The organism is Phycisphaerales bacterium (genome assembly GCA_035627955.1).
Taxonomy (GTDB): domain Bacteria; phylum Planctomycetota; class Phycisphaerae; order Phycisphaerales; family UBA1924; genus JAEYTB01.
In genome coordinates, this window is the sequence record DASPKU010000010.1 from 1 (window position 1) to 25,345 (window position 25,345).

25 protein-coding genes are annotated in these 25,345 nt (G+C 68.6%); 16 read left to right on the top strand and 9 right to left on the bottom strand.

Going from position 1 to position 25,345, the window contains the following annotated elements; genetic code table 11:
- Positions 1-199: 199 nt before the first annotated feature.
- From iscX to VD997_08425, 3 genes are read left to right on the top strand one after another with little or no spacing between them, the layout of a single operon-like run.
- Complete coding sequence (gene iscX / locus VD997_08415) at positions 200-436, top strand: Fe-S cluster assembly protein IscX (GenBank protein ID HYE62008.1); 237 nt, start codon at positions 200-202, stop codon at positions 434-436.
- Between the two features lie 45 nt (positions 437-481).
- Positions 482-1,132 carry an RlmE family RNA methyltransferase gene (locus VD997_08420; protein ID HYE62009.1) on the top strand — a complete coding sequence of 217 codons (651 nt, stop codon included), beginning with the start codon at positions 482-484 and terminating at the stop codon, positions 1,130-1,132.
- Positions 1,133-1,191: 59 nt separating this feature from the next.
- Positions 1,192-2,607 carry an HD domain-containing phosphohydrolase gene (locus VD997_08425; GenBank protein ID HYE62010.1) on the top strand — a complete coding sequence of 472 codons (1,416 nt, stop codon included), beginning with the start codon at positions 1,192-1,194 and terminating at the stop codon, positions 2,605-2,607.
- On the opposite strand, the gene VD997_08430 is transcribed toward VD997_08425, so the two are convergent.
- Both VD997_08430 and VD997_08435 read right to left on the bottom strand, forming a co-directional pair.
- A complete protein-coding gene (locus tag VD997_08430; protein HYE62011.1) occupies positions 2,570-4,531 on the bottom strand; it encodes an ATP-binding protein in 1,962 nt (653 codons plus the stop codon). The genes VD997_08425 and VD997_08430 overlap by 38 nt on opposite strands.
- Positions 4,532-4,830: 299 nt before the next feature.
- Complete coding sequence (locus VD997_08435) at positions 4,831-5,139, bottom strand: hypothetical protein (protein ID HYE62012.1); 309 nt, start codon at positions 5,137-5,139, stop codon at positions 4,831-4,833.
- A 266-nt stretch (positions 5,140-5,405) separates the two neighbouring features.
- Here VD997_08435 and VD997_08440 point away from each other — a divergent pair, with 266 nt between their 5' ends.
- From VD997_08440 to VD997_08450, 3 genes are all read left to right on the top strand, one after another.
- On the top strand, positions 5,406-6,497 hold the full coding sequence (locus VD997_08440; protein HYE62013.1) for a hypothetical protein: 1,092 nt from the start codon (positions 5,406-5,408) through the stop codon (positions 6,495-6,497).
- 120 nt (positions 6,498-6,617) lie between these two features.
- Positions 6,618-7,163: an RNA polymerase sigma factor gene (locus VD997_08445; protein HYE62014.1), complete on the top strand. Its 546-nt coding sequence runs from the start codon at positions 6,618-6,620 to the stop codon at positions 7,161-7,163.
- Positions 7,160-7,882, top strand: a complete 723-nt coding sequence (locus tag VD997_08450) for a hypothetical protein (protein HYE62015.1) — start codon at positions 7,160-7,162, stop codon at positions 7,880-7,882. Before VD997_08445 ends, VD997_08450 begins: the two co-directional genes overlap by 4 nt.
- A 3-nt stretch (positions 7,883-7,885) precedes the next feature.
- Here the strand turns inward: VD997_08450 and VD997_08455 are convergent, their stop codons facing one another.
- Positions 7,886-8,743 carry a TIGR00730 family Rossman fold protein gene (locus VD997_08455; protein HYE62016.1) on the bottom strand — a complete coding sequence of 286 codons (858 nt, stop codon included), beginning with the start codon at positions 8,741-8,743 and terminating at the stop codon, positions 7,886-7,888.
- A gap of 244 nt (positions 8,744-8,987) precedes the next feature.
- Here VD997_08455 and VD997_08460 point away from each other — a divergent pair, with 244 nt between their 5' ends.
- The 4 genes from VD997_08460 (at position 8,988) to VD997_08475 (ending at position 12,998) form a co-directional block, all read left to right on the top strand.
- Positions 8,988-9,656 carry a LuxR C-terminal-related transcriptional regulator gene (locus VD997_08460; GenBank protein HYE62017.1) on the top strand — a complete coding sequence of 223 codons (669 nt, stop codon included), beginning with the start codon at positions 8,988-8,990 and terminating at the stop codon, positions 9,654-9,656.
- Positions 9,657-9,906: 250 nt separating this feature from the next.
- A complete protein-coding gene (locus VD997_08465) occupies positions 9,907-10,605 on the top strand; it encodes an ABC transporter ATP-binding protein (protein ID HYE62018.1) in 699 nt (232 codons plus the stop codon).
- Entirely contained in the window at positions 10,602-11,945 is a 1,344-nt protein-coding gene (locus tag VD997_08470; GenBank protein ID HYE62019.1) for an ABC transporter permease, read from the top strand. Before VD997_08465 ends, VD997_08470 begins: the two co-directional genes overlap by 4 nt.
- Positions 11,946-12,059: 114 nt before the next feature.
- Entirely contained in the window at positions 12,060-12,998 is a 939-nt protein-coding gene (locus tag VD997_08475; protein ID HYE62020.1) for a DUF3299 domain-containing protein, read from the top strand.
- A gap of 119 nt (positions 12,999-13,117) precedes the next feature.
- Here VD997_08475 and VD997_08480 read toward each other — a convergent pair whose 3' ends face one another.
- The 3 genes from VD997_08480 to VD997_08490 all read right to left on the bottom strand — a co-directional run bounded on the left by VD997_08480 (position 13,118) and on the right by VD997_08490 (position 15,481).
- A complete protein-coding gene (locus VD997_08480; GenBank protein ID HYE62021.1) occupies positions 13,118-14,404 on the bottom strand; it encodes a Glu/Leu/Phe/Val dehydrogenase dimerization domain-containing protein in 1,287 nt (428 codons plus the stop codon).
- A gap of 105 nt (positions 14,405-14,509) precedes the next feature.
- Positions 14,510-14,671 (bottom strand): small basic protein, encoded by a 162-nt coding sequence (locus tag VD997_08485; protein ID HYE62022.1) that lies wholly within the window; start codon positions 14,669-14,671, stop codon positions 14,510-14,512.
- Between the two features lie 45 nt (positions 14,672-14,716).
- Positions 14,717-15,481, bottom strand: coding sequence for a hypothetical protein (locus tag VD997_08490; protein HYE62023.1), 765 nt, complete (start codon positions 15,479-15,481; stop codon positions 14,717-14,719).
- A 150-nt stretch (positions 15,482-15,631) separates the two neighbouring features.
- Here VD997_08490 and VD997_08495 point away from each other — a divergent pair, with 150 nt between their 5' ends.
- Both VD997_08495 and VD997_08500 read left to right on the top strand, forming a co-directional pair.
- Positions 15,632-16,177 carry an NADH-quinone oxidoreductase subunit I gene (locus VD997_08495; protein HYE62024.1) on the top strand — a complete coding sequence of 182 codons (546 nt, stop codon included), beginning with the start codon at positions 15,632-15,634 and terminating at the stop codon, positions 16,175-16,177.
- A 391-nt stretch (positions 16,178-16,568) separates the two neighbouring features.
- Positions 16,569-17,306 (top strand): PEP-CTERM sorting domain-containing protein, encoded by a 738-nt coding sequence (locus VD997_08500; GenBank protein HYE62025.1) that lies wholly within the window; start codon positions 16,569-16,571, stop codon positions 17,304-17,306.
- A gap of 115 nt (positions 17,307-17,421) precedes the next feature.
- Here the strand turns inward: VD997_08500 and pyrF are convergent, their stop codons facing one another.
- Positions 17,422-18,285, bottom strand: a complete 864-nt coding sequence (gene pyrF / locus VD997_08505; GenBank protein ID HYE62026.1) for an orotidine-5'-phosphate decarboxylase — start codon at positions 18,283-18,285, stop codon at positions 17,422-17,424.
- Positions 18,286-18,348: 63 nt separating this feature from the next.
- Between pyrF and VD997_08510 the strand changes: the two genes are divergently transcribed.
- The 4 genes from VD997_08510 to VD997_08525 all read left to right on the top strand — a co-directional run bounded on the left by VD997_08510 (position 18,349) and on the right by VD997_08525 (position 22,724).
- On the top strand, positions 18,349-18,693 hold the full coding sequence (locus VD997_08510; protein HYE62027.1) for a DUF971 domain-containing protein: 345 nt from the start codon (positions 18,349-18,351) through the stop codon (positions 18,691-18,693).
- Positions 18,694-18,747: 54 nt separating this feature from the next.
- Entirely contained in the window at positions 18,748-20,907 is a 2,160-nt protein-coding gene (gene recG, locus VD997_08515; GenBank protein HYE62028.1) for an ATP-dependent DNA helicase RecG, read from the top strand.
- 135 nt (positions 20,908-21,042) lie between these two features.
- A complete protein-coding gene (locus VD997_08520; GenBank protein HYE62029.1) occupies positions 21,043-22,320 on the top strand; it encodes a TlpA disulfide reductase family protein in 1,278 nt (425 codons plus the stop codon).
- On the top strand, positions 22,320-22,724 hold the full coding sequence (locus VD997_08525; protein HYE62030.1) for a hypothetical protein: 405 nt from the start codon (positions 22,320-22,322) through the stop codon (positions 22,722-22,724). The genes VD997_08520 and VD997_08525 overlap by 1 nt, the downstream gene beginning before the upstream one ends.
- A gap of 61 nt (positions 22,725-22,785) precedes the next feature.
- On the opposite strand, the gene VD997_08530 is transcribed toward VD997_08525, so the two are convergent.
- The gene (locus VD997_08530; protein HYE62031.1) at positions 22,786-23,607 is read right to left on the bottom strand and encodes a type II secretion system protein; all 822 of its coding nucleotides are present in this window, start codon (positions 23,605-23,607) and stop codon (positions 22,786-22,788) included.
- Entirely contained in the window at positions 23,604-25,304 is a 1,701-nt protein-coding gene (locus tag VD997_08535) for a PQQ-binding-like beta-propeller repeat protein (protein HYE62032.1), read from the bottom strand. Before VD997_08535 ends, VD997_08530 begins: the two co-directional genes overlap by 4 nt.
- Positions 25,305-25,345 lie beyond the last annotated feature (41 nt).

The window sequence follows — 25,345 nt, forward strand, 5'->3', positions numbered from 1 at the left end:
CGCCGGGGCTGCAGCGGAACAGCCGGCTGTCGTGCCAGTGCGTGATCGAGAAGGAGGGGCCGATCCAGCTGCGGGTGCCCGCGTGGAACCGGAATGCGGTGAAGGAAGTGCCGCACTAGCGGAAGTGGCGGAGTGGCAGAGTGGCAAAGTGGCGGAGTGGCGAAGTGGCAGAGTGGCAAAGTGACGGAGTGAGGCGCGAGTGGGTGGGCAGGACACGTTCGGATGGCTGGAGACGGAGCTGATCGGGGAGCTGCTGGCGGAGGAGCACCCGGACAAGGACCCGCTGCGCGTGGGGTTCACGGAGCTCAAGAAGCTGGTGGTGGCGCTGCCGGGGTTCGAGGAGGAGCCGGGGCATCCGGTTAACGAGAAGATCCTGGAGCACATCCAGGCGGCGTGGATCGACGAGCGGAACGACATCCAGCGCGACGAAGACTGACGCCTTTCATTTTCACTTTTCGCTTTTTACTTTTCAGTTTCTCCGATGCCCCAGCCCCGCAAGCTCCATGACGAGTACTTCAAGAAGGCCAAGGCCGAGGGGTACGTCGCGCGCTCGGCGTACAAGCTGATCGAGATCAACGACAAGAAGCGGGTGCTCAAGCGCGGCAACCGGGTGCTGGACCTGGGGTGTGCGCCGGGTTCGTGGCTGCAGGTGGTGGATGAGATTATCGGTGATCGCGGCGTGGCCGTGGGGATCGACCTGCAGCGGGTGGACACGCGCTTCTCGCACCGCGTGCGGCTGCTGCAGGCCGACGCGTTCACGCTGGACCCGCAGGCGCTGCTGAAAATGTCGGGCGGGCTGTTCAACGTGGTGCTCAGCGACATGGCCCCCAGCACCACCGGGCACGGGGATGACTTCCTGTCGGTGCGGCTGTGCCGGCGGGTGCTGGAGATGCTGCCCACGGTGCTCGCGCCCGGCGGGAACGTGGTGATGAAGGTGCTCGAGGGGGCCGAGTTCGCGCAGCTGCTCAAGGACACCAAGCGGCTGTTCCGGGAAGCGGGGGCCACGAAGCCCGCGGCCAGCCGCGACGTCTCCCGCGAGATCTTCATCGTGGGGACCGGTTATATCGGACCCGCGCAGCAGCCGACGCCCCCTTCCGCGTCCAAGGGCGGCGAACCAGACAACGCGGGTTGAAGTGAAGCGTGCATTGCTCCGATGTTCCCCACGCTGAGGGGGAACACCCGGAGCTCAACGTGCCCGAAGCTGGCGACAGCTTGCGCTTCTTCCCCGTCCCGATGGACTCGCTGGACTTCCGTGCTCACACGGTGGACCTGTACATCCGCTTCGACGCGACGCCCGGGCAGCCGACGCTGTACCGCTCGGCGGGGCTCGAGTTCACGAAGGCGGACGCCGAGCGGCTCGCAACCCAGGGCGTGAAGTTCCTGTACATCTCTGCGGCGCAGCACGCGGCCTACCGCAAAGCTCTGGCCGAGCGGCTGGAGGCGGCCTTCACGGACAAGGCCGCGGCGACGGAGGAGCGGGCCCGCATTGTGCGCTCGGCGTGCGGCAAGATGATCGAGGATGTGCTGCTGCTGCCGGGGCAATCCGAACCGGTGGCGGCGGTGAAGGAGATCAGCGAGCGGTTCGGCGAGTGGTCCAAGGCCGACCCGCAGGCGTTCACGTACCTGTTGGACATGTCCGGGCACGACTTCTACACGACGACGCACATGGTGAACGTGGGCGTCGGGTGCGGGCTGCTGGCCAAGGAGGCGTTCCCCAACGACGCCGAACTGTTCAAGCTGGTGGTGCAGGGCGGGCTGCTGCACGACCTGGGCAAGCGGAACATCCCCGAGAGCGTGCTCAACAAGGAGGGCAAGCTCAGCGATGCGGAGTGGAACCAGATCAAGGTGCACCCTTCGCTGGGGTTCGAGGAGCTCAAGAACAACCCGGAGATCCCGTCTGCGGTGCTGGAGATGGTGCGCGACCACCATGAGCGGCCGGACGGCAAGGGCTACCCCAACGGCGTCGACGGCTCGAAGCTGTCGATCCCGGCGAAGATCTGCGGGATCGTGGATGTGTTCGACGCGATCACCGCGGCACGCCCGTACCGCGGCCCGACGCCGCCCGCGCGCACGCTCCAGATGATGCAGGACGGGCGGGGGACGCAGTTCGACGCGGACCTGTTCGATGCGTGGACGCGGGTGGTCAACACGATGCTGAAGGAGGACCCGCAGCGGGCGCCGGTCGCGCCGCCGATTGATCCCAAGGCGCCGCCGCCGTCGCTGGCGGCGTTCGCGCAGGTCGCGCCCGAGGGCGTGATCGCGAGCCTGTCGCGTCCGGCGCCGCTGGAGGGCGATCAGCGGCGGCCGTACGAGCGGAAGCGGTGCGACATCGCTGCGATGGCGACGTTCAAGTGGCAGGGGAAGAAGTACACGGTGAGGCCCGGAGAGTTCTTCAGGGTGCGGGTGGTGGACGTCAGCCGCGGGGGGTTGCAGATCGAGACGCCCTGGCCGCTGACGCTGAATGACGTGCTGGTGGTGCAGCTGCCCACGAAGGACAAGCCGATTGCACGCCTGTGCCGCGTGGTACGGGTGCGGAGCGCGGGGGCGGCCTGGTCGGCAGGGGTGTGCTTTATCGACGCGCAGGCGGCGGCTTCTCCGGCGGCATGACGGGCGGGGGCGTGGCAGGCTGAGTCGGCGTGCCCAGCGTGAACCAGAACGTGGCGCCGTTCCCCGGCTCGCTCTCCACCCACACCTCGCCGGCGTGGCGGCGGACGAGCTTCTGCACCAGGGCGAGGCCGGCGCCGGTGCCGCCGCCGTAGGCGTCGGGGGTGTGCAGGCGGCGGAACATGCGGAAGATCTGCTGCTGGTGCTCGGGCTTGATGCCGATGCCGTTGTCGCGGACGAACATGGCGAGCTGGCCGCCCACGCGCGGGTGGGGCTCGCAGCCGACCTCGACCCGCTTGGGGCGGCTGGTGTTGTACTTGATGGCGTTGGTGATGAGGTTGGTGAGGATGCGGGCGACCTGCACGCGGTCGCAGGTGAGGGTGGGCAGCTCGCAGGTGCGCGACACGATCACCTCCTGCTCGTCGATCAGCCTCGTCAGCCCCTCGAGCACGTCGGCGAGGAGCCTGTTGAGGTCGACCTCGGCGAGGCGGAGCTGGGTGCGGCCGGCCTGCGAGACCTCCAGCAGCGAGTCGACCAGGGCGATGCCGCGGGAGGCCAGGCGCGAGATGGTGTGCACCATGCGGCGGCCCTCCTCGGGGAGAGATTCGCCGTGGTCTTCGAGGAGGAAGGAGGCGTAGAGGGCGAGGCCGCGGAGGGGCTCCTTGAGGTCGTGGGCGGCGGCGTGGGCGAACTGCTCGAGGTCGGCGTTGCTGCGCTCGAGCTCGGCGGCCTTGCGGAGCAGCTCCTGCTGGGCGTGCTTGAGGTCGGTGGTGTCGAAGCACTCGACCAGGAGGATGCCGCCATCTTCCGCGCCATCGTGGGGGCCATCGTGACGCACCGGGATCTCGCGGGCGGTGAGCTCAACGTCCAGGACCGTCCCCGTGCGGGTGACCTGACGCGTGGCGATGGTGCCCTCGAAGTGGTCGGCCTTGTCGTGGCGCTGCTCAAGCTCGGTGGGGGGCTCGTCGGGGGGCCGGAGGTCGGCGAGCGTCCTGCTCAGGAACTCCTCGCGGGTGTAGCCGAAGCACTCGATGGCGGCGTCGTTGACGTCCAGGAAGCGGAGGGTTTCCATGTGCACCAGCCACTTGGGCCAGGGGGCCTGCTCGAAGAGGAGGCGGTAGCGGGCGGCGCTCTCGGCCAGCGCGGCCATCGCCTGCTTGCGGCGGGTGATGTCGCGGTAGACCATGACACCGCCGATGATCAGCGGCTTGCCGTCGGGGCCGAAGCAGGTGCGGTCGAAGATGGGGGCGCCGTTGAGCAGCACGGGGATGCGGCTGCCGTCGGGGCGCTCGACGACCAGCTCGCGGTCGAGGATCGGCTCGCCCTTCTCAAGCATGCGGACGAAGGGGCGGTCGGTGTGCGGGATCGCGTCGCCGCTCACCGGGTCGATGGCCCTCCAGGTGCGGGCCAGCTCGTAAAGACTGCGGCCCTGCACCTGCGGGGCGTGGAAGCCGCCCATCTCGGCGCCGGCGCGGCTGATCAGCCGGACCACCCCGCCGGGCATGTCGATGATGACGATGCCCTCTGGGATGGAATCGAGCAGGGCGCGGAGGGTGTTGAGTGCGGTGCGGGACTCGTGCTGGCCGCGGACGTAGGCGACCTCGGCGCGGGCGCGGGCCTGCGCGAGCAGGCACACGACCAGGCCGGTGAAGGCGTACATGACAGTGCCCGCGATGTGCGGCGTGGTGGTGGGCCAGAGCAGCCCGCGCGGCTGGATGAACAGCAGCAGGTGCGTGAAGTAGCAGAGCACGAGGGTCAGCAGCGCGGGGCCGGCGCCCAGCAGCCAGCCGGAGACCACCACCGCGCCATACGCGGTGAAGAAGGGGTACATCTGCTGGGTGACCGGCACGAGGGCGGCGCGGAGCAGCACGGCGCCGGCCACCACGAGGACCGCGGCGGCGTACCGCTGGGCGGGCGGGCGGCCCATCCACCAGCGGAGCTCGGCGTGGGAGGGTTCGGGGCCGACAAGGGGTGGAACGTGGGCTTCGCGGTCCCGCTCGCGGGGCTCGCGCCCGGCGAGGCGGCCGATGCCGCGGGGTTTCTCAGCGTCGGTACCGGCGGGGGAGCGCCCGGCTTGACGGGAGCTCGCGGCGCCCTGCTCGCGTTGACCTGTGCGCCTGTCCGTGCGGCACCTCCCCCGTGGTGTTCAAGGGACGGTACCACCGAAACCGGAGAGATTGGTCAAGACTCGCCCGCGAGCGTGCTGATGCTGGGCTGATGCGGGGTTCAGGATCTCTGGAGGCGCCGGACTTCAAGCTCCAGCCAGGCGAGGCCGTCGGGGGAGTTCACATCGACGGAAAGGAACGTGGAGACGCCGACCGCGTCGGGGTCGAAGATCCACACGACCGAGCTGGTGGGAGTGCGGGTGGGGACGGTGAGCTCGATGACGACCTGGGTGCCGGTGCTGGGGCGGGCCATGGACCAGCGGAAGCCGCCGGACACCGACGTGGGCTCGCCGAAGGCGGCGACGAGCACGGTGTAAGCCGCGTCGCAGCCGTCTCTGGTCCAATCTTTCGTCCTGGTGCTTGAAACCATGTTCGCCTCTCCTTAAGGCTTCACCCGGAATGGCTGTCTTCCTGACGGCTTTATCCGGGTCTAGAGATAAAAACGCGGGCCGGCTGAACGCCGCATGAAAGATCAATAAAGACAAGGACTTGGGGCTAAGAACGCGCCTCGGGGCAACAGATCCCAGCCCGAGAACACCCGGGTCAGGGGATATCGGGGTGCCCGGCGTCGGGTTGGGCTTGGCGTTCCGGGGCACGCCGGTTAGCTTGGTGGGTCCCCAGCTCGAAGGAGGATCGATGTCCCGTGCGATCGTGAGTCTGATCGTCGGCGCGGCGGTGGCCGCCCCCGCCCTGGCCCAGCCCTATGAGTTCACGGTGCGGAGCGCCGGGACGGGCGCGAGCACGATGTCGTCAACTTTCAACGGCACAGCGACGTTCAGCGGGACGTACATCGGCAACTACGACCAGGCGACCAACCCGACGGGCACACGCACGCTGAACTTCAGCCCCTTCTCGCCGCGCCCGGGGCCGCCCACCAACATCTCCAAGACCCTGAGCGGCAACGGGAGCGCGAACGGCAACGCCCCGGGCGCGCCGGTGGGCACGTATGGGCTTGAGGTGAGCGGCGGGACGGTGTCGCTGACCTCGCTCAGCACGAACCTGATCGGGAGCGCCGCCCAGACGCCGGCCCCAGTGAACGCGACGGTGACGTACCAGTCCTTCATGACGGCGGCCCCGGATTACACCTATCCCTATCTGGTGCCGATCACGGTGCAGGTGGGCACGGCGACGGTCGCCGCCGTGAACGTGGTCCAGACCGGGCCGGCATCGGGCGCGATCACAGGGACGGTGAACGGCACGCACTCGTTCTCGCTGTCGGTGCCGGTGGATGTGACCGCCACGGTGGACTTCCAGGGCTCACCGGTAACACAGACCTCCGCGCAGACGCTGGCGGTGAACGGGACAGTGACGCCCAACGGTGACGCGGCGACGGCCTCGCTGAGCTTCCAGCTGAACGTGAGCGCCTCGAGCAACACGCCGCAGCCGCAGCCGACCACGCCCTTTGCGTTCCCGCCGCCCTCGGGCACCGGGGCACCCGCGAACCTGCTGCTGACACTGACGATCAATACCCAGAGCACGTCGGTCACAGCGAACGCCACCCTGCCTGCGGACGGGACGCGCCAGGGGCCGGTGTGCGGCACGTCGGACTTCAACGGCGACGGCGACTTCGCCACCGACCAGGACATCGAGGCGTTCTTTGCGTGCATCGGCGGGCACTGCTGCCCGACCTGCTTCGCGGGCGGGTCGGACTTCAACGGGGATGGGGACGCGGCCACGGACCAGGACATCGAGTCCTTCTTCCGGGTCATCGGCGGGAACCCTTGCTGAGCCGGCCAGCCGGTCAGCCCAGCTGCCTGCCCTTCATCCAGCGTCATGACGGCCCTTTTCCGCAAGACAACCCCGGCCGCCGACATCCAATCTGGGGCAACACCCTCAAGGGGACCGGAGTTGACGCCCGAGGAGTTTGCGCGGAGGTACGAGGAGTGCCATCGGACCCTGTGGTTCATCGCCGCGGCCATCCTCGGCGATAAGACCCAGGCCCATGACGTCGTGCAGGAAGCAGCGGCCATCGCCATGACCAAGCTCGCAGAGTTCAACCCGGCGACCAACTTCACGGCGTGGATGGGCCAGATCGTCCGGTACGTCGCCCTCAACGAGTCGCGGACGCGCCAGCGGCGTCGGAGCAGCACCGCGCCCGACGCGCTGGACTCTGTGCCGGCGGGGCGGTCGGCGGGCCTGGCGACCGGAGTATCGGGGCAGTTGGATGAGCACGTGGCGGCGGGGCTGATGTCGCTGGATGAGCTGCCCCGGACGTGCCTGGTGCTGCGGATCGTGCACGGGCTGGCGTACAGCGAGATCGCGGCGGCGCTGAGCATCCCCGAGGGCACGGCCATGAGCCACGTGCACCGGTCGCGCCTGGCGCTGCGTGAGCGGCTGCGGGGGCGGGAGGATGAGTTGCGGTCGACGCTGGGAACGGGGGGAGGTGCACGATGAACCAGCTGACCCCCATTGAGCTGTCGCGGGTGGCCGCGTACGTGGATGAGGCGATGACCGCGGAGGAGCGGGCGCAGTTCGAGAGCGAGCTGGCGGTGAACGCGGCTTTGCGTGAGGAGCTGGAGATTCAGGCAAGCCTCGACGCGTCGCTGAACCGGTTGTTCGAGTACAGCGCGGCGGAGGCGGGGGCCGAGGCTGTCGCGGCGCCGAGGGCGCTGGCGTCGCCGTTCGTCGGGCGGTCGCGGGTGCGGCGGTGGTCGGCTCTGGCCGCGGCGGTGGTGGTGGTCGGCGTGACGGCGTGGGTGATGACGCGGCGTGACCCCAACCTGATCCCGCCGCAGCAGGTGTGGGCGAACATGGAGAAGGCCAACTTCGTGCCCAACTGGCGGTGCGAGGATGAGCCGACGTTCCGGGCGTACCTCAACTCGCGCCTGGGCGAGTCGTTTGCGATTGACGAGAGCGATTCGCTCAAGGTCGTGGGCTGGGGCTACAGCAGCGATTACCAGTTCTACCCCATCAGCGAGCAGACCCTGACGCTGATCAACAGGGTGGGCGACCAGCACGCGGTGGTGCTGATTGACCGGGCGGAGAACGACCGGGCGCTGAAGGTGCCGGAGGGCTCGGGCCTGCACCTGTACCGCAAGCGCGTGGGCGATCTTGTTCTGTACGAGATGTCGCCGATGTCTGAGGCGCGGGTTCTTCCGCGCGTGCGCAGCTGAGTGCTATTCGGCCTTCGCTTCTTCGAGTTTGACGCGCCGCACGCCCGCGGCGACTTCCGCGGCGCCCACCTCACGCAGCCACCAGCGCGGGCGCGGCCCTGCCTTGAGGCTCTCCTCGTGCGTCTCCAGCCCCCGCACAATCGCGTCGATGGCCTCGTCGGGCGAGTCGGTCACCGTCAGCAGGCGGAGGTCCTCGGCATCGATGGTCCGCGCGGCGAGCAGGGTCTGCTCAATGAACTGGACGAGGGGCCGCCAGTAGTCCACGCCCATGAGCACGATGGGGAACGAGTAGATCTTCTTCGTCTGCACCAGCGTGAGGGCCTCGAAGAGCTCGTCGAGTGTGCCGAAGCCTCCGGGCATGCACACGAACGCGTAGCTGTACTTGACGAGCATGACCTTGCGCACGAAGAAGTAGCGGAACTCGATAAACCGATCCACGTACGGGTTGGGGTGCTGCTCCATGGGCAGGATGATGTTGCAGCCCAGCGAGCGCCCGCCGGCTTCCTTGGCCCCCCGGTTGGCGGCCTCCATGATGCCCGGGCCGCCGCCGGTCATAGTGGTCAACCCCATCTCCGCGATGCGCCGGCCCATGTCGCGGGCCATCGCGTAGTAGGGGTTGTCCTCCTTGAAGCGGGCGGAGCCGAAGACGGTGATGCACGGGCCGGCGAAGTGCAGTGCGCGGAAGCCGCGGACGAACTCGCTGCCGATGCGGACCACGCGGAGGAGCTCGGCCCAGCGGGAGCGGGGGCCGGCGAGGAATCTGCGGACATCGGGGTCCCCTGGGACCTTGGCCCAGCGGGCCCGTCCGTTGGGGCTGCTCCCCTGGGCGTGGGCGTCCGGGAACTTCTGAGTTGGGTCCAAAGCCACGTAATCCACCTGAATGCGGCGGCCGATGCACAGAGCGGGGTGAAGGAGAGGCCGCGACCAAGGTTTTATCGGCCCACCGCATGGAGGGCTGGGAAATTCGCCGGTGAGAACGAATCCACTCGTTACCCCTTGTCGGATTGACTGTTAGGAAAAGAGAAGCCCCCGGCAGCCGAGAGAGCGCCAGTTTGGAGCCGGGGCCCATCGGAGTGAAAACCAAGGCGCAGGGATGCGTAATCACATGATGCAGTCAAGTGTTCGAGACACCACCAGCACCGGCGGCAAGTTCCAGCCGACCAAGGACCCTTTCTGGTCGGCGCTCACGGACGACACCAACCTGCCCGTGCTCATCGTCGATGCCAACGGCGTGATCGAGTTCGCCAACGGCGTCGCCAGCAAGATCATGGGGACCGACCCCACCAACGCGTCGGGCAAGAACCTGCGCGAGTTCTTCAGTGAGGAGCTCGTGACGGAGCGGCTCGGGCTCATTCGAGAGGCGGTCAACACGGGCCGGCCGATCACGATTGAGGGCATGGTCAAGGGGCGGCTGATGCGGGCGGTGTTCCGCCCGATGATGTCGCCCGGCCAGCCGCCGCGGGTGCTGGTCACCAGCCGCCTGGCGATCGGTGATCAGACGGGCGAGGGCGTGGTGCACGCACGGGTCAACGACTCGGGCGCGCTCGCGAGCCTCACCGCGCGGGAGCTGGAGATCCTCAAGCTCATCGGCGTGGGCCTGTCGACGGCGGATATCGCCAAGAAGCTGGGTCGCAGCGTGAAGACGGTGGAATGGCACCGCGTTTCGCTGGGCGACAAGCTGGGCGTGACCAACCGCGTGGAGCTGGCCCGCATCGCCATCGCGGCGGGGCTGGTGGGGCTGGACGAGCCGGTGAGCAAGCACGGCGAGAACTGAGCGGAGCTTCCAATGAGCGTGAACGGCGCTCGCACGAACCAGTAAGGCCGGACGGCTGGACCGGCACAAGCTACTCGGGTTTCCGTTCACCACATCCGAGTTCACACCACCACGGCACGCGTGAAGCGTGCCGTGTGTGCTTTTTGGACTTTGCGTGCCATGGCGACGTCTTCATCGCTATGACTTCGCTCAGGAGAGCGGCGGCGGAACAACAACGGCACGATCCCAAGCCGGTTACCATCCCCACTCGATGAGTGCCGCGCTGAACATCACGGGCCTGTCGTTCTCGTACCAGTCGGGGGAACAGCCATTCCGGCTGGACCTGCCGTCGTTGTCGCTCGCGTCAGGCGAGCAGTGCCTGCTCACGGCGGCGTCGGGGCGCGGCAAGTCCACGCTGCTGGCTCTGATCGCGGGGTTGATCGACCCACACCGCGGGACCATCGAGGTGGCAGGGACGAACATCCACTCGCTGCACGGGCACAAGCGGGACCTGTTCCGTGGGCGGCACATCGGGATGATCTTCCAGACCTTCAACCTGCTCCAGGGCTTCACCGCCCTGGAGAACGTGAAGGCGGCGCTGATGCTGGCGGGCCATTCGCCGCGGGTGCAGCAGGAGAAGGCCAAGGCGCTGCTGGACCGGCTGGGCATCGCCCGCCAGGGGGCGCTGGTGGAGACGCTGAGCGTGGGGCAGCAGCAGCGGGTGGCTGTGGCGCGGGCGATGGCCGTGGACCCGGTGCTGGTTCTGGCGGATGAGCCGACGGCGAGCCTGGACCCAGAGAACGCCGTCGCGGCCATGGACCTGATCCAAGGGCTCTGCCGCGAGAAGAACGCGGCCCTGCTGTGCGTGAGCCATGATCCTTCAATGGCGTCCCGGTTCGCGCGCCGGGAGGCGTTGAACGTGGGCGAGGCGGCGGCGAGCGGCGCGCCGGCCGGGGGGGCGGGGCGATGACCGACTGGACGATCATCCTGCGGAGCATGCGGGCGCGGCTGTTCTCGACCGCGACGACGGTGGCGACTGTGGCGGTGGCGGTGGCGCTCATGCTGGTGCTGCTGACGATGCGGGACGCGGCGCGGCGTGCGTTCGACAAGGGCGGGGGCAACATGCACCTGCTGCTGTCGCGCGACGCCAGCCCGCTGGTGTCGATTCTGAATGGGCTGTACTACGTCAACTCGCCGCGGGCGCCGATCCAGTTCCGCGAGTACGAGCAGTTCGCGACCAACCCGCTGGTGGAGTGGGCGATCCCCATGCAGCTGGGCGACAGCTACCGGGCGCGGTACCCGGTGGTGGCGACGGCGCCGGAGTTCTTCACGAAGTTCAAGCCCGAGCCGGACGCGGAGTGGTCGTTCGAGTCGGGGTACCCGTTCGCGGTGGACTTCGAGGTCGTGATCGGCGCCGAGGTGGCGCGGGAGACGGGGCTGAAGGCGGGGCAGTGGATCACGCTGACGCACGGGTTCCCCGCGCGGGACGGGGGTGGGGCGGGGGCGGCGCACGAGCACGATCAGTTCAAGTACACGGTAGTGGGGGTGCTGAACCCGACGGGGCAGGCGTACGACCGCGCGGTGTTCACCAACCTGATGAGCACGTGGATCATCCATGCGCACGACCGCATCGAGAAGGCGCACGCGGGCGAGGATGAGCACGACCACGACCACGCCCATCACGACCATGATCACGAGGTGGTGACCACGGCGGCTGATGTGACCGACGAGGACAAGAAGATCACCAACGTGTTCGTCCGCGTCAAAGGGCGCGAGGGGTCGGACTCCTCCGCGGTGCTCCCGATGGTCTTCGACCGCCTTCGGCGCGGCCAGCTCTTCCCCGGCGGCGTCACGGTTGCCCAGCCCAAGCAGGAGCTCGACAAGGTCTGGAGCATCGTGGGCAATGTCGATCGCATCATCATCGCGATCGCCGCGGCGGTGCTGCTGTCGAGTGGGATTGCGATCATGCTGGCGCTGTACAACTCGATGGAGCAGCGGCGGCGGCAGATCGCGGTGCTGCGGGTGCTCGGGGCCAGCCGAGGGCGGGTGCTGGGGCTGGTGCTGACCGAGTCGGCGGTGATCGGGCTGCTCGGGGCCGCGGCGGGCGTGGTGCTGGCGGCGGTGGGGGCCCTCGTCGCCGCGACGATCATGAAGCGGGAGGTGGGGCTCACGATTGATCCCACGCTCCAGCCGGTGGCGTTGATCCTCGTGGCGATCGGGACCATTGTGCTGGCGTGCCTGGCGGGGCTGGTGCCCGCGCTCGCCGCGTACAACACGAGTGTGATGCGGAACCTGCGGCCGATTGGGTAAGAACCGCGACCGTGAGGGAGCGGCTGGGTGGGCAGTGAGTTGGAAGGCCAAGGCAGCAAGCCCGCGAGGCGCGGGCTTCCGCTTCCTCACGGGCGCGGTTCCTATTCTTGTTTCATGTGGAAGTTCTGGGCGATCCTTGGGGCCGCGCTGCTGGGCGGTGGTGTGTACGTCGTGGCGCAGTCGCGACCTGCTGGGAAGCAGGTGGTGAAGGAGACGGCACCGGCAGAGCCGGTGCGGCCGTCGCGGCCCGACGTGATAAACCAGGCGCCAGAGGTGAAGCCGGTGCCGCCAGCGCGGCCCTCGACCCCGGAGCCGGCTCGTAACGGCACGCCGGCGCAGCCTCTCGAACCGGAAGCGTCGGCGACCGACGCACCTCCTGAGGCTGCGCCTGTGGAGCCCACGTCTGAGGAGAACAAGAAGCCAGGCGAGTTCGACGAGCTGGTGCCGACCGAGCCCGCGCCGGAGATAACCCCGCCGCCCATCGTGCCCGAGGCGCCCGCGGCCGACGCGGCCAAGGAGGAGCCCGCCCCCGAGAACCTCAAGAAGCTCGGCGCCTTCTCCATCGTGCCCGGCAAGATCGAGAGAAAGGATGACGGCTCGCTGCTGCTCGACGGCAAGTACACGCTGAAGGGCGAGGGCACGCCGCAGAGCCCGTACGTCGTGAGCTGGGACCTGCTGACCTCGGCCGAGGAGGCGTTCGATCCTCAGAACGGCAAGCGGCGGCTGCCCGAGCGGGTCGCGATGCTCGATGGGAAGACGGTTCGACTGAACGGGTACATCGCCTTCCCGATGACAAGCACCGAGCCGCGTGAGCTGCTGAGCATGCTGAACCAGTGGGACGGCTGCTGCATCGGCACGCCGCCGACGCCGTACGACGCGGTGGAGGTGGCGCTCACGGAGACGGTCGAGGGAGATGACCGCTTCGCCACCACGGGCAAGGTCGTGGGCACCTTCCATGTGAAGCCGTACCTCGAGGGCGACTGGCTCATTGGGCTGTACGTGATGGAAGATGCGAAGCTGACGCCAAGGGACTTTGGGCCGGGGGCGAACTGAGCACGACGCCAAGACTGAGCGAGCTTTGACGCGAAGTCGCGGATTGAGAGTTGCGCCGGGAAAGGTGCGTCGCCGCCAATCCGGGACTTCGCCCAGAGCGGCTCAGTCCCGGCTTCGGCTTATTCGGGGATGAACGCCGTGTAGCCGCGCTCGAGGAGGCCGTTGGGGGCGGTGTGCCCGGCGAGCAGGCGGTCGACAGCGCCGTCGATGCGCTGCGCGGTGTCGGCGAGGATCGACTTCTCGTCGGTCTTGCCGCCGGCGGACATGAGGTAGCCGAAGGTACGAGCCATGCCGCAGTTGGCCACGAAGTCGGGGATGATCGCGAACTCCTTGTCGGCGATCTTCTGGAGGGCGAGCATGTCGCTGACCCAGCTCTTGAGGTCGCTCTTGCTGCGGTCGTAGGCGAACGGGTTGTTGGCGCCGCAGGAGACGACCTTGACGCCGCAACGCTTGAGGGCGTCGATGCGAGCCGCGTTGGTGGAGTGGGAGATCGCGCCGGGGATGTATATCTCGGCCTTGTGCTCGAAGAGCTCGTCGCCGCTTGCGGAGTCCACGATCTGCGGGTGCTCCTTGCCGGGGGCGGGCAGCTCGGTGCCCTGGCGGGCGAGGATCAGGGCGTTGACGTTGAGGCCCTTGGCGTCGCTCGCCACGCGGGTGGTGCGGTTCGCACCCCGCGAAGACGCCGCCACCGTCACCACGCCCAGCTTCTGCAGGTAGTACGCGGCGAACGCGCCCACGGCGCCGAAGCCCTCGATGATCGCCCGCTGACCCTCGAGCTTTAGGTTCCGCTGCTTGTAGTAGCGCTCGACGGCGCGGACGACGCCGTAGCCGGTGACGACGTCGGCGATCATCCAGCGGCCGTCGCGGGGGCCGGGGAGGTCGGGCAGGACGACGGGGGCTTCGACGCCGTGCTTGAGGCGCTCGATCTTGGGCGTGGGGCCCTCGGTGTCGGTCCAGGAATGGCCGCGGGCGATGCCTTCCTGCGGGTGCTTGTTGCCGACGACCTTCTCGATGATGGCGGTGGCCTCGGAGACCTCGTCAACGCCGATGTCGCCGCCCGTGCCGTAGCAGCACTTGAGGTAGGGCCCGATGTGGCGGTACCAGCGCTCTAGCACGCCGCGCTTCACGTCGGCGGGGTACTTGTCGTAGTCGAAGTCGATGACGGACTTGCCGCCGCCGATGTCGGGCCCGGCGACGCAGAACTTCACGCCCATGGTCTTGGCGAGGAACACGGCCTCCTGCTGGGTGCCGCCGGCACGCATGCGGGTGCCGCCGCCGGCCGCGCCGCCGCGGAGGGTGTCGATCGCAAGCCAGCCCACGGCGGGCGTCTCGCGGTCGCGCCACTCGACGACGATGGTGGCGGGCCGCTCGTAAAACGCCTGGTACTTGTCGAAGCCGGTGGGCATGGCGAGTTCCTATAGGACCTATAGGACTCATTGGACCTATAGGAGCAGACCAATAGACAACCACGCCGGGGAGGCCCAGCGGCTGAAGGCGGAGTCGATTGCGGCTTACTTGTTGCCGACGAGCGTCTTGGGCAGGCCGAGGGCCTTGTCCTTCTTGGGGTCGAACTTCTTGTCGGTCTGCATCTTCTGGATGCGCTCGGCGCGGGTCATGACGGAGCGCTTGCCGGTGAGGTTGGCGGAGATCTTCAGGCTGCGGTCGAGGCTCATGGTCCAATCCTTCCTTCGTTCGTCAACGCCTTGCCGCGCCGACACTTACTTGAACTTCTCCCACAGGAACTTCTCGAAGTTCGAGCTGCCCCTGTGCTGCTTCTGCCAGATCGCCCCGAGCTTCACGACCTCCGCCTCCATCTTGGTGCGGACTGACTGGCGGTATTCGTCCGAAGTCAGCCCATCACCCACGAAGACGCGGTAAAGACCGGGGCCAGCATTGTTCGCCCCCCCGGCCGCGGATTCAACCGGCACATAGTGGGCATTGAGGCCGTTCTGGCGGAGCCAGCCGACGGTGCTCTCGGCGTCCTCCCGGGGGAGGTTGGCGAGGTACAGGTAGTTTTTCCCCGGTTCGCGGGGGTCGCGACCGGTGGCGGGAGGCAGGGCGGTGACGCCCGAGGACGGGCGCGGGTTCGTGGTAGCGGGGGTGCTTGCCGCGGCGGTGCTGGTAGTACCCATGGGCACCGACTCGTCGGGCTCCTGCACCTTGGGCGGGTCGCGGCGGAGGTCGGCGCTCAGTTCCTTCTCGGCACGCTTCTCGCCAAACCAGGAGCCAGCCGACCACGCGGCCACCAGTGCAAGGAAAGCGACCACCGCGACGACGGACTTGATCCACGCGGGGTATGCCCTGCCGTTCACGTGGACGACTTGCTCGGGCGCGGGCTCAGGGTCGGGTGCGTAGCTCGGCTCGCGGGGTTTGAGCTCGACGCGGACCACGGGCTTGGCCGGGCGCGGCGTGGCCGGTGGCGGAGCGCTCGCCTGGCTCCTGCTCAGCAGGTCGAACAGCGGGGTTTGGCGGCGACCGGCCATGCGGGGATGGTATCAGAGCCGGTGGTGTTGGGGTGACCCTGCGGCGGGCTCTTCTGCCCATTCTGTCGGAGACGGCGTGCGAGTGTGGGCGGGTGCGACGCGGTTGAACGCCGCCGCCGAGTCCAAGAGCACCCCCGTATACTGGGCCCCATGGCCATCCGCGACGAGGACATTCTTCCGCTCAAGATCAAGCCGCTCTCCCGCACGGAGGCGGTCTACATCCCCGAGATCGTGAAGGGTTTCGGCACCACCCTGCGGCACTTCTTTACCTCGTTCGGGCAGGGGCGGACCAGCCGCACCATGCAGTACCCCGAGGTGCGGCGCGAGGACCTGCCCGTGGAAGAGGGCGGGATGCTCAAGTCCAACTTCCGCGGCGTGCACCGCCTCAACCGCGATGAGCAGGGGCGGGTCAAGTGTGTGGCGTGCATGATGTGCCCGACGATCTGCCCGGCGCGGTGCATCCATATCACCGCGGGCGAGAGCCCGTGGGAAGACCGCGAGAAGTACCCGGTCAAGTTCGAGATCGACGAACTGCGGTGCATCTACTGCGGCATGTGCGAGGAGGCGTGCCCGGTAGACGCCATTGAGCTGACCCCCGAGTACGACATCGTCGGGGCGTCCCGCCAGGAGATGATCTTCGACAAGGAGAAGCTCCTGCACATCTACGACGTGACCATCGACAAGAAGCCGATGTAGGGTCGGCGAGGTCGGCGAGGTCTGATGGGCAGGACTTGGTTTGGAGCCCCCGCGACTGCGGGGGTTTTTGCATTTGGGGGCCGGCGGTTCGGAAGCCCCGAACAGACCCGTGCAACCCATTTATTCCTCCCACTCCGTTTGCCCATCCAGCATTCATGGTGTCTCTTCCACCCGGAGAACGGTTCTTTCTGATCGGGGTGCACCCAGTGCGCTGGCGGTCAGGCCGTAGCTCTTGATTGACTGATTCCCGCGGCGAAGCCGGGGCACGTTGTGCCTGCGCTATCCCCTTGCCCACGCGGCCTGGGAGTGGCGGCTGAACCGGGGGGGCGGTTGATCGCTGGGGACGGAGTGCGCCAGCGGTTTGTGCAGAGGGATTGTCAGGAGATCGAGTATGCAGCAGACTATCGCAGTGTCGGCCGTCGCCCTTGCCATCGCGAGCGGCGCCGCCCAGGCCGCGTTCTTCCGGTTCTCGCCGGACACCAATGACAACAGCTGGGCCTTCACGGGCAACGGCGCGAACGTGACGGCGGCCACGGGCAGCACGCCCGTCATCCTGCACATCGATGACAACAACGGGCCCGCGCCTGAGCTGCAGGTGTCTGTGTCCTTCGTGGCGCAGTACACGCTCACCTTCGTAGGGTCGGTGAACCTTCCGGGTGGGGGTCAGTCGCTGAGCTATGCCGCGAACGGCAGCTTCAGCTTCACGGACATCGCCAGCGGCGTGACGCTGCTGACCACGAACTTCTCCAACGCCCTGTTCACTACCCGCGGCGGCGCGAACAACGGCCCGTGGGCGACGACCGCTTCGCTGCAGGTCGATGACGGCCTGGGCGCGGCGGTGTCGATGGTCTGGGGCGGCGCCAACCTGCCGGCCTACGGCCTGATGAATGGCGCTCTGAACGGCAGCCCCCGCGGCTTCGCGTTCGAGATGACGAGCCTGAACTCCAGCGGCGCTCTGCCTTACGCGGGCCAGAACCCCGGCGTGTCGATCAACCCCACGACTCGACTGCCTACGGCTCAGTGGTGGAGCGAGGCGACCTACTCGTCCACGGCCGCGATTCCTGCTCCCGCGACGCTCGCGGCGGTGGGTGTGGGCGCCCTGGCGATGGGCCGCCGCCGTCGCCGCTGAGATCGTCTTTGATCGTCCTCCGAGTTTGAACGGAACTGAAGCACAACACGGCCCTCTGGGGCCGTGCTGTGTTTTTGCAGGTTGTGGTTGTTGTTGCGATAGAGTCGGGCAGCGCTCAGGCGCGGACCACGCCGGCGACCTCGGTGGCGAAGCGTGCCGCGGCGTCGTGGATGTTCTGCTCCCATGAGGCGGAGCCCTGGGCGTAGATGACCGAGCGGCTGGCGGTGACGAGCACGCCGCACTCGGCGATGCTTTTGCCCGGGCGGACCATGGCTCGGATGTCTTCTGCGGTGCCGCCCTGGGCGCCGTAGCCGGGGATGAGGAAGAGCTGGTCCGGCATGCGCTGGCGCATGGCCGCGGCCTCGGCGCTCTTGGTGGCGCCGACGACGGCGCCCAGGGCGCTCAGCTCGCGGGCGGACTTGTACTTGAAGCCGACGCCCTGCACGAAGGACGCAATCATCTCGCCGACGGTGCGGCCGTCGATGAGGGGCTGGCGCTGCACGGCGTCGCTGTCGGGGTTGCTGGTGCGGACGAGGGAGAAGACGCCGAGCCCAGCGTCGAGCAGGGGGGTGAGGCCGCTCGCGCCGAGGTAGGGGCTGGCGGTAATCCAGTGGGCGCCCAGGTGCGTTGCGGCCGCGGCGTAGTGGGCGGCGGTGGTGGAGATGTCGCCGCGCTTGGCGTCCCACACGACGACCAGCCCGAGCCGCACGGCCTCGGCGACGGCGTCTTCCATGACAGCAAAGCCGCGGGAGCCGTAGCGCTCGAAGCACGCGGACTGGAACTTGACCGCGGGTGCGACGCCGGCGCAGGCCCGCAGGACGCCCCGGCAGAACTCGGCGATGGCAGCGGTGGGCTCGTGGTGGCGGGCGCGGAGGTCGGCCGGGAGGTTCTCGAGCACGGGGTCGAGGCCGACGCAGACGGGGGAGCCAAACTTGTCGATCGCGGCCGCGAGCCGCTCGGCGGGGTGCATGGTGGCCATAGGGTGCCCTCAGCTCGGCGCGGTGTGGCCGAGGCACGCAACACTATCCGACTATCCTCGCCCATGGACGCGCCGCGGCACATCGACCTCAAGAAGGACAAGGGGCTGACGGTGGAGTGGCAGGACGGGGCGACGAGCTACTACTCGATTCCCTACCTGCGGCGGATGTCGCCCAGCGCCGATGCGCGGGACCTGCGGGAGAAGCTGACGAAGAACCCGCTGACGGTGCTGCCTGCGTCTCGCTCGCAGGGACCGCTGGTGGCGACGGACGCGGAGCTGGTGGGGAACTACGCGATCAAGATCACGTTCTCGGATGGGCACGCGACGGGGCTGTATTCGTGGAAGTACCTGCGGGAGATTGATCCGGCGGTGAAGGAGCGGGAGGCGCCGCCGGGCGCTTCGGCATAGGACTCATAGGAGTCATGGGACTCATAGGACTGTTGGGCTGTTACCCTGCGGGCTGTGTCTGAGTCGCCTTACCTCTTGACAACACCGCTCTCCGACATCCGCGCGATCACGGATCGGCAGGTGTCGCTGCTCAGGGGGCTGGGGATTACGCGCCTCGGTCACCTGATCGCGCACCTCCCCATGCGGCATGAGAAGATCGAGGCGGAGACGCCGCTAGGTGAGCTGGTGGCGGGGCAGCTGGTGTCGGCGCGGGGGACGATCTCGGCGACACGGCCAGTGCGGAAGGGCAAGCTGCCGCGGCTGGAGCTGGCGCTGATCGACGAGACGGGGCGGCTGGATGTGGTCATCTTCAACGCCCCGCGCTGGCGGATGGAGCAGCTGCACCCGGGCGTGCGGATCCGCGTCACGGGTAAGCCGCAGACACGCGGACCGGGCTTGCAGATGGCTAACCCCAAGATCGACGTGCTGAAGGAGGGGACCGAGGAGCCGGACCTGTCGGACGCGCGGGTGCGGCCTGTGTACCCCGCGACCGAGGAGCTCAAGAGCGCGGAGATCGAGAAGGTCGTGCAGAAGGTGCTCGACGGGGCGCTGCCGCTGCTGGAGGACCACCTGCCGGAGGCGTACCGCAAGGAACGCGGGCTGCCCAGCCTCTCCGAGGCGTACCGCATGCAGCACCGGCCCGAGTCGCTGGAAGAGACCAAGGTATCGCGCCGGCGGCTGGCGTACGACGAGCTGCTGATGCTGCAGGTGGGCGTGCACCTCAAGCGGGCGCTGCTGCGGAACACGCTGAAGGCGCCGGCGCTGAAGTTTAATGACGCGATTGACCGGCATATCCGCGAGCGGCTGCCGTACCAGCTCACGCCGGGGCAGGAGGAGGTCGTGCGCGAGATCGCGAAGGACCTCAGCCAGTCGGTGCCGACGAACCGGCTGATCCAGGGCGACGTGGGCAGCGGCAAGACGCTGGTGGCGCTGTACGCGATGCTGCTGGCGGTGGCGAGCCAGCGGCAGGCGAGCCTGATGGCGCCGACCGAGCTGCTGGCGGAGCAGCACTTCGCGAGCATCTCGCGGATGCTGCACGGCTCACGGGTGAAGGTCGAGCTCCTCACCGGCAGCACGCCCCGGCCCGAGCGCGAGTCGATGCTCGCGCGCCTCGCGGACGGCGAGATCAACATCCTGATCGGGACGCACGCGCTGCTGACCGAGAGCGTGCAGTTCAAGGCGCTGGTGCTCGCGGTGATTGATGAGCAGCACCGCTTCGGCGTGCACCAGAGGGCGGCCCTGCGCGACAAGGCCACCGAGGGGGCGACGACGCCGCACGTGCTGGTGATGACGGCGACGCCGATCCCGCGGACAATGGCGATCACGCTGTTTGGTGATCTCGACATCTCGTCGATTCGGGGCCTTCCGCCGGGGCGGACGCCGATCCGCACGAAGGTGCTGCCGCCCGAGCACCGCGAGATCGCCTACGGCGAGATCGAGGCGCGGCTCGCACGCGGCGAGCAGGCGTACTACGTCGTGCCAGCGATCGACCCCACGCACCAGGACGAGGGGGATTACATGCCCGTGGCCGGCGACGGTGGTGCCGTTGCTGCCCCGCTGCGGGACGTGCGCACGGCGGTGCGGGAGCTGGAGCAGCGGTTCCCGGGGGCGAGGATCGCGGCCGTGCACGGGCAGCTTTCGCGGGCGACGCGCGAGCCGGTGATGGAGCGGTTCCGCAATGGAACGATCCAGATCCTGGTTGCAACGACGGTGATCGAGGTGGGCGTGGACGTGCCCAACGCGACGCTGATGGTGGTCGACAACGCCGACCGCTTCGGCTTGGCGCAACTGCACCAGCTGCGCGGGCGCGTGGGACGCGGCAGCAAGGAGTCGGCGTGCTACCTGATCGCGGGCGAGACCGACCCGGCCAACCCCAACCCCGAATCGGCGGCGCGCCTGGCGATCATGGAGAAGACGACCGACGGCTTCGCGCTGGCGGAGAAGGACCTGGAGATCCGCGGGCCGGGCGAGATGTTCGGGGCGCGGCAGTCGGGGCTGCCGCCCTTCAAGGTGGCGGACCTGATGCGGGACCGCGAGCTGCTGCTGCTGGCGAAGCGGGACGCGGCGGCGTGGGTGGGGGCATCGCCGCGGATGGAGCGGGCGCAGGACCAGCTGCTGCTGCGGCGGTTGACGAAGGCGTTTGGGCGGGAGTTGGGGCTGGCGGATGTGGGGTGAGGGGTGAAGACCCTCGCTTGCGCGTCGGGCTCGTTGGAGGGGATGCGGGGACCCTCGCTGGCACGTCGGGCTCGTTGGGCGTGGTGGACCTTCGCTATTCTGTGGGTGGTACGGATGGCACCTTGGAGATTCACCATGAGGCGTGGCGTGTTGGCGGTGGTGGCGGCGGCGGGGCTGCTGGTTGGGGTAGGGGCGTTCACGGGCGTTGCTAAAGCGCAGGGCTCCAGCGCGGCAGCCAAGGGCGAGGACGCGTCCAAGCTGCTGGAGAAGGCGCGGGCCGCGCTGTCGAAGGTGAACGCGCTCAGCTATGAGGGTTCGGTGGTCGGCGGCGGTGGGCTGAACGCTCCGGAGGTCAAGGCGCAGGTCTCGATGGCCAAGGCCGATGCGGGCGGGTGGAAGGTGTACGCGAAGGGCACCTCGGGCACGACGCCCTTCGAGGTGGCGTACGACGGCGTGCAGGCGAAGTCGGTTCGCGAGGCGGACAAGGCCGTGTACGAGAAGACGCCCAAGGACCACGCGGACCTGATCGTGTTCTTCAGCGGGCAGCAGGCCAAGCACCCGGTGGCGTGGGAGCTGATCGAGGAGTCGCCCCTGCCAGCGACGGGCACGCCCGTGCTGGAGGGCGAGGCGACGGTGGACGGTGAGGCGTGCGATGTCGTGCGCGTGCCGGGCAAGGCGGACGCGAAGGAGGGGGCGCCCGACGCCGACTACGGCTACAGCGTGGCGATCGCACGCCGGGACTCGCTGCCGCGCCGGATCGAGCGGCGGGTGGGGATCGCGGGCACGCAGTCGCGGGTGCTGACGCTGTCGAAGTTCAAGGTCAACGGGGAGTCGGTGGGGGCGCCGTACTCGCTGTCGGTGCCGGACGGGTACGCGGTGCGGCAGGCGGACGTGGTCAAGAAGAAGAAGGGCCCCAGCGGCGGGCCGAAGGAGCCCAAGCAGGCAAAGCCAGCGGGCAAGGTGGATGTGGGCGCGGTGGCGCCGGAGTTCGCGCTCAAGGACGCGAGCGGCAAGGAGCACAAGCTCAGCGACTACAAGGGCAGGGTCGTGGTGCTGGACTTCTGGGCGACGTGGTGCGGGCCGTGCAAGATGGCGATGCCTGGGCTGCAGAAGCTGCACACGAAGTACAAGGGTCGGGGCGTGTCGGTGCTGGGGATCAACGTCAACGAGAACGGCGATCCCGTCGAGTACATGAAGAAGAACAAGTTCACGTACGGGCTGCTGCTCAACGGGGAGGAGCTGGCGCAGTCGTACGAGATCGGGCCGATCCCGATGTTCATCATCGTGGGCAAGGACGGAAAGATCATCTGGAAGGCGGTGGGGTACTCGCCGGATCACCAGCAGGAGATGGCGGAGGTGATCGAGAAGGAACTGGGCAGCAAGGGCGAGGGCGAGAAGAAGGGGGGCGAGTGATGAACGACACCGAAATCGATGTGCTGGCGAACGAGTCGCGGAACCTCACGAACAAGACGGGCGAGCACAACCTGTGGAAGGCGGTGCTGAAGCTGCCGGCGTGGTACTTCGTGGCGCAGGGCAGCGGTGAGGATGTGGAGCCGCTGGTGGCGAAGGTGGGCGGGCGGCCGACGCTGCTGGCCTTCACCAGCGAGGAGCGTGCCACGGCGTTCACGCGCCATCTCGAATCCCGCCAGGGCGGCGCCCGGCGGGGCGTGCTCGACATGGAGGTGGCCGACGCGGTCGCGTACTGCCAGCGGCTGTTCGAGGCCGGGGTGGAGACGATCCACTTCAACAGCGGCGACTACGAGTTCAGCAGCGGGATGATCAAGCTGAAGGACATGGCGGGGCGTTACGGGAGCTGACGAAGCGATCGCCCATAGGTCTAATAGGTCTTCGAGGTCCTCGAGGATCTCCGCAGTTGCGCTACCGCCACTCGTGGGCATCTGGCACGTAGTGCGGCGCGTTGTCGCCCACGGAGCCGATGCGGTGGAGCTCATCAATCATCAACTCGGGGCTGGCGCGCCAGGCGCGGGCGCTGCCGTCCGCGGCCACGGCCATCGACAGGTCGCCCGCGTGCCGGAAGGAGGTCGTCGGCGAGTCGTTGGGCACCCACTCCGTGCCCGACCAGAGCATGGGCGGGTCGAGGAGTGCCGAGTTGCGCGGCGTGCCCGCAGGGAGCATCGCGTCGGCGAAAACGAAGAGGCTCGAGGGCTGCTGGATGTCGGCGAGCCGCCGCCATGGGCGGTGGCCAATGGTGAACGCCCAGCCGGGCGTCTTGCTCGGCGAGAGGTAGTAGCCGTTGTAGCCGTACGTGCTCGTGGGCTCGCGGCTGGGGCCCTGCGGCTGGTACGTGCCCCAGGGCTGCTCCGGGCACTCGTACACCGATCGCTGCGCGAGTGAGGCGTCGAGGTAGGGCGCGATGAAGCCGCGGGCGTGGTCGACGGGGGTGGTGCTGCTGCCGTGCGTGCCCCACCAGTAGATGACGGGGCCGCTGCCGATGTCCTGCGTGGACCAATAGGCGAGGGGGATGGCGCGGTCGGCGTGCGTGCCGGCGTAGAGGGTCCACGCGGCCCCCAGCTGCCGCTGGTTGGCCAGGCAGCGCGTGCCGCGGGCGGAGGCGCGGGCCGCGCCGAGCGAGGGCAGCAGCACGCCCACGAGCAGCGCGATGATGGCGATGACCACCAGCAGCTCGATGAGCGTGAAGGCCCGACGCGTGGTCAGGCTCGTGGTCAGATGCGCGGTCACGGGCGGCCCCCAATCAGCAGGGCGCTCTCGGGGGCGCGCAAGGCGTTGATGAGCAGTGAGCGGTCCGCGGCGGTGGGCTGGCCGTCGCGGTCGAGGTCGCGGGCGGCGGTAGAGAGTGAGGATTCCCACGTGTAGAGGTCGCCCGTGCTAACGACGAAATCCTGCGACAGGTCGAGCATCGCGGGCGTGGGGCCGAAGTGCACGAGACCGGCGGTGCCGACTGAGATTAGAGCGGCGCCGGGGGCGGCGGGGCTGCCGCCGGCGCCGGTGGTGTGGGCCTGCACGAAAGCCGGGCTGAAGGGCGGCGCGTCGAGGTCGAGCACGAACAGCTCGTGCGAGGGGGAGGAGAACGTGCCGCTGGGGGGGATCAGCCCCACCGCCAGCGTGGTGCGTCCGCCGAACGTGCTGGCGACCGGCTGCTGCGTCCAGCCGCCCACGGCGAGGTGCTCGCCGGGGTCAATGAAGCCGTTGAGATTGAGGTCGTTCCATGTCGCGACCGCGGAGTTCCACAGCAGCACGCCGCTGCTGCCGAGGTCCTGGAAGAGCTCGACGGCGGGGAGCGAGCCGAAGCCCTGGATGCCGGTGGAGAGTGCGATGCGCCCGCCGGGCAGCGGCACGGGGATGGACATCGTGCGGTTGCAGGGCGTGGACCAGATAAGCGAGCCGTCGCGGGCACTCACCTTGACGAGGTTTCCGGCGTCGAGGCCGCCGCTGAAGGCGTAGGTGGCCGCGAGGAGGCTGGGGGGCTCGCGGCTACGCGCCGGCGGCAGGACGCAGAGGCCGCCGAAGAAGCCCTCGGGGTGAGGGTTCTCGAAGGTGAAGATCGAAGATGGAACATCGGCGAAGGCGTCGAACGCCTCGATCTTCCCCGCGTTGCCGCCCCCGCCGCCCGCGCCCAGCGTCGCCACGTACACGTGCCCCAGGCCGCCCATTGCAGAGGGCAAGTACGCGGGGCTGTTGCCAGAGCTGCCGCCGATGGGTGCGGACCACACGATTGCCCCGGGCTGGCGCGGGTTGGTCGGCGAAAGCGGGGCCGTGTTGATGCAGTAGAGCTTGGCCGCGGTGCTGAAGCCGTCATAGTCGGTGATGAAGAGCCGTCCGGGGCGGCCCGGCTCGTTGACCACCAGCGGCGAGGCGTTGACGACGCTGCGGGTGAGCTGCGCCTGCCAGCGCTGGGCACCGGTGGCCTGGTCGAAGGCGGTGACAAAGCGCTGCGAGGCGAAGATGACGGTGCCCGCGCGATCGTCGAGCACGGGGCCGGTGTCGGAGTCGAGCACGGTGCTGGCGACGGGCATCCACCAGCGGACGGCGCCGGTGCTGCGGTCGAAGGCGAAGAGGCGGGTCTGGTTCGCGGGCTGGCCGGGCGGGCTGACGCGCCCCACGGCGAACACGGCGTCGCGCGAGACGGCGGTGGGGGCCTGGCCGATGAAGCTGATGGTGTTGCCGTCGGCGTCGGTGGAGCGGGTCCACGTCGCGGCCAGCGGACGGTCGATCGCAGCCAGCGGGTGCGGTGTCGTCGCGAGGCGGGACGGCCCCTGCCCGAGCGTGCTCCACGCCCCCGGCGGCGCGAGGTGCTGCAGCCCGACGGGTCCGCCGGGGTAGGCCGTCTGCGCGCGGAGCGAACATGGAAGATGGAACATCGACGCGAGGATGATCGCGATCTTCGATCTTCGATGTTGCCCGAAGCGCTGCGGCATCAAAGACCGCCCGCGCACCTCTCGGCACGCAGGCGGCTCTC

What these genes read in the sequence shown, in the direction of transcription:
- pyrF (HYE62026.1), bottom strand. Translation starts at nt 18,285, where the DNA reads ATGGCCACCATGCACCCCGCCGAGCGGCTCGCGGCCGCGATCGACAAG.
- VD997_08485 (HYE62022.1), bottom strand. Translation starts at nt 14,671, where the DNA reads ATGAGCCTCGACCGCAGCCTGAAGATCTCCGCCAACCTCACCGGCAAG.
- VD997_08450 (HYE62015.1), top strand. Translation starts at nt 7,160, where the DNA reads ATGAACCAGCTGACCCCCATTGAGCTGTCGCGGGTGGCCGCGTACGTG.
- VD997_08535 (HYE62032.1), bottom strand. Translation starts at nt 25,304, where the DNA reads ATGCCGCAGCGCTTCGGGCAACATCGAAGATCGAAGATCGCGATCATC.
- VD997_08480 (HYE62021.1), bottom strand. Translation starts at nt 14,404, where the DNA reads ATGCCCACCGGCTTCGACAAGTACCAGGCGTTTTACGAGCGGCCCGCC.
- VD997_08520 (HYE62029.1), top strand. Translation starts at nt 21,043, where the DNA reads ATGAGGCGTGGCGTGTTGGCGGTGGTGGCGGCGGCGGGGCTGCTGGTT.
- VD997_08460 (HYE62017.1), top strand. Translation starts at nt 8,988, where the DNA reads ATGATGCAGTCAAGTGTTCGAGACACCACCAGCACCGGCGGCAAGTTC.
- VD997_08500 (HYE62025.1), top strand. Translation starts at nt 16,569, where the DNA reads ATGCAGCAGACTATCGCAGTGTCGGCCGTCGCCCTTGCCATCGCGAGC.
- VD997_08510 (HYE62027.1), top strand. Translation starts at nt 18,349, where the DNA reads ATGGACGCGCCGCGGCACATCGACCTCAAGAAGGACAAGGGGCTGACG.
- VD997_08475 (HYE62020.1), top strand. Translation starts at nt 12,060, where the DNA reads ATGTGGAAGTTCTGGGCGATCCTTGGGGCCGCGCTGCTGGGCGGTGGT.
- VD997_08430 (HYE62011.1), bottom strand. Translation starts at nt 4,531, where the DNA reads ATGGGCCGCCCGCCCGCCCAGCGGTACGCCGCCGCGGTCCTCGTGGTG.
- VD997_08440 (HYE62013.1), top strand. Translation starts at nt 5,406, where the DNA reads ATGTCCCGTGCGATCGTGAGTCTGATCGTCGGCGCGGCGGTGGCCGCC.
- VD997_08465 (HYE62018.1), top strand. Translation starts at nt 9,907, where the DNA reads ATGAGTGCCGCGCTGAACATCACGGGCCTGTCGTTCTCGTACCAGTCG.
- VD997_08435 (HYE62012.1), bottom strand. Translation starts at nt 5,139, where the DNA reads ATGGTTTCAAGCACCAGGACGAAAGATTGGACCAGAGACGGCTGCGAC.
- VD997_08420 (HYE62009.1), top strand. Translation starts at nt 482, where the DNA reads ATGCCCCAGCCCCGCAAGCTCCATGACGAGTACTTCAAGAAGGCCAAG.
- VD997_08495 (HYE62024.1), top strand. Translation starts at nt 15,632, where the DNA reads ATGGCCATCCGCGACGAGGACATTCTTCCGCTCAAGATCAAGCCGCTC.
- VD997_08470 (HYE62019.1), top strand. Translation starts at nt 10,602, where the DNA reads ATGACCGACTGGACGATCATCCTGCGGAGCATGCGGGCGCGGCTGTTC.
- VD997_08525 (HYE62030.1), top strand. Translation starts at nt 22,320, where the DNA reads ATGAACGACACCGAAATCGATGTGCTGGCGAACGAGTCGCGGAACCTC.
- VD997_08490 (HYE62023.1), bottom strand. Translation starts at nt 15,481, where the DNA reads ATGGCCGGTCGCCGCCAAACCCCGCTGTTCGACCTGCTGAGCAGGAGC.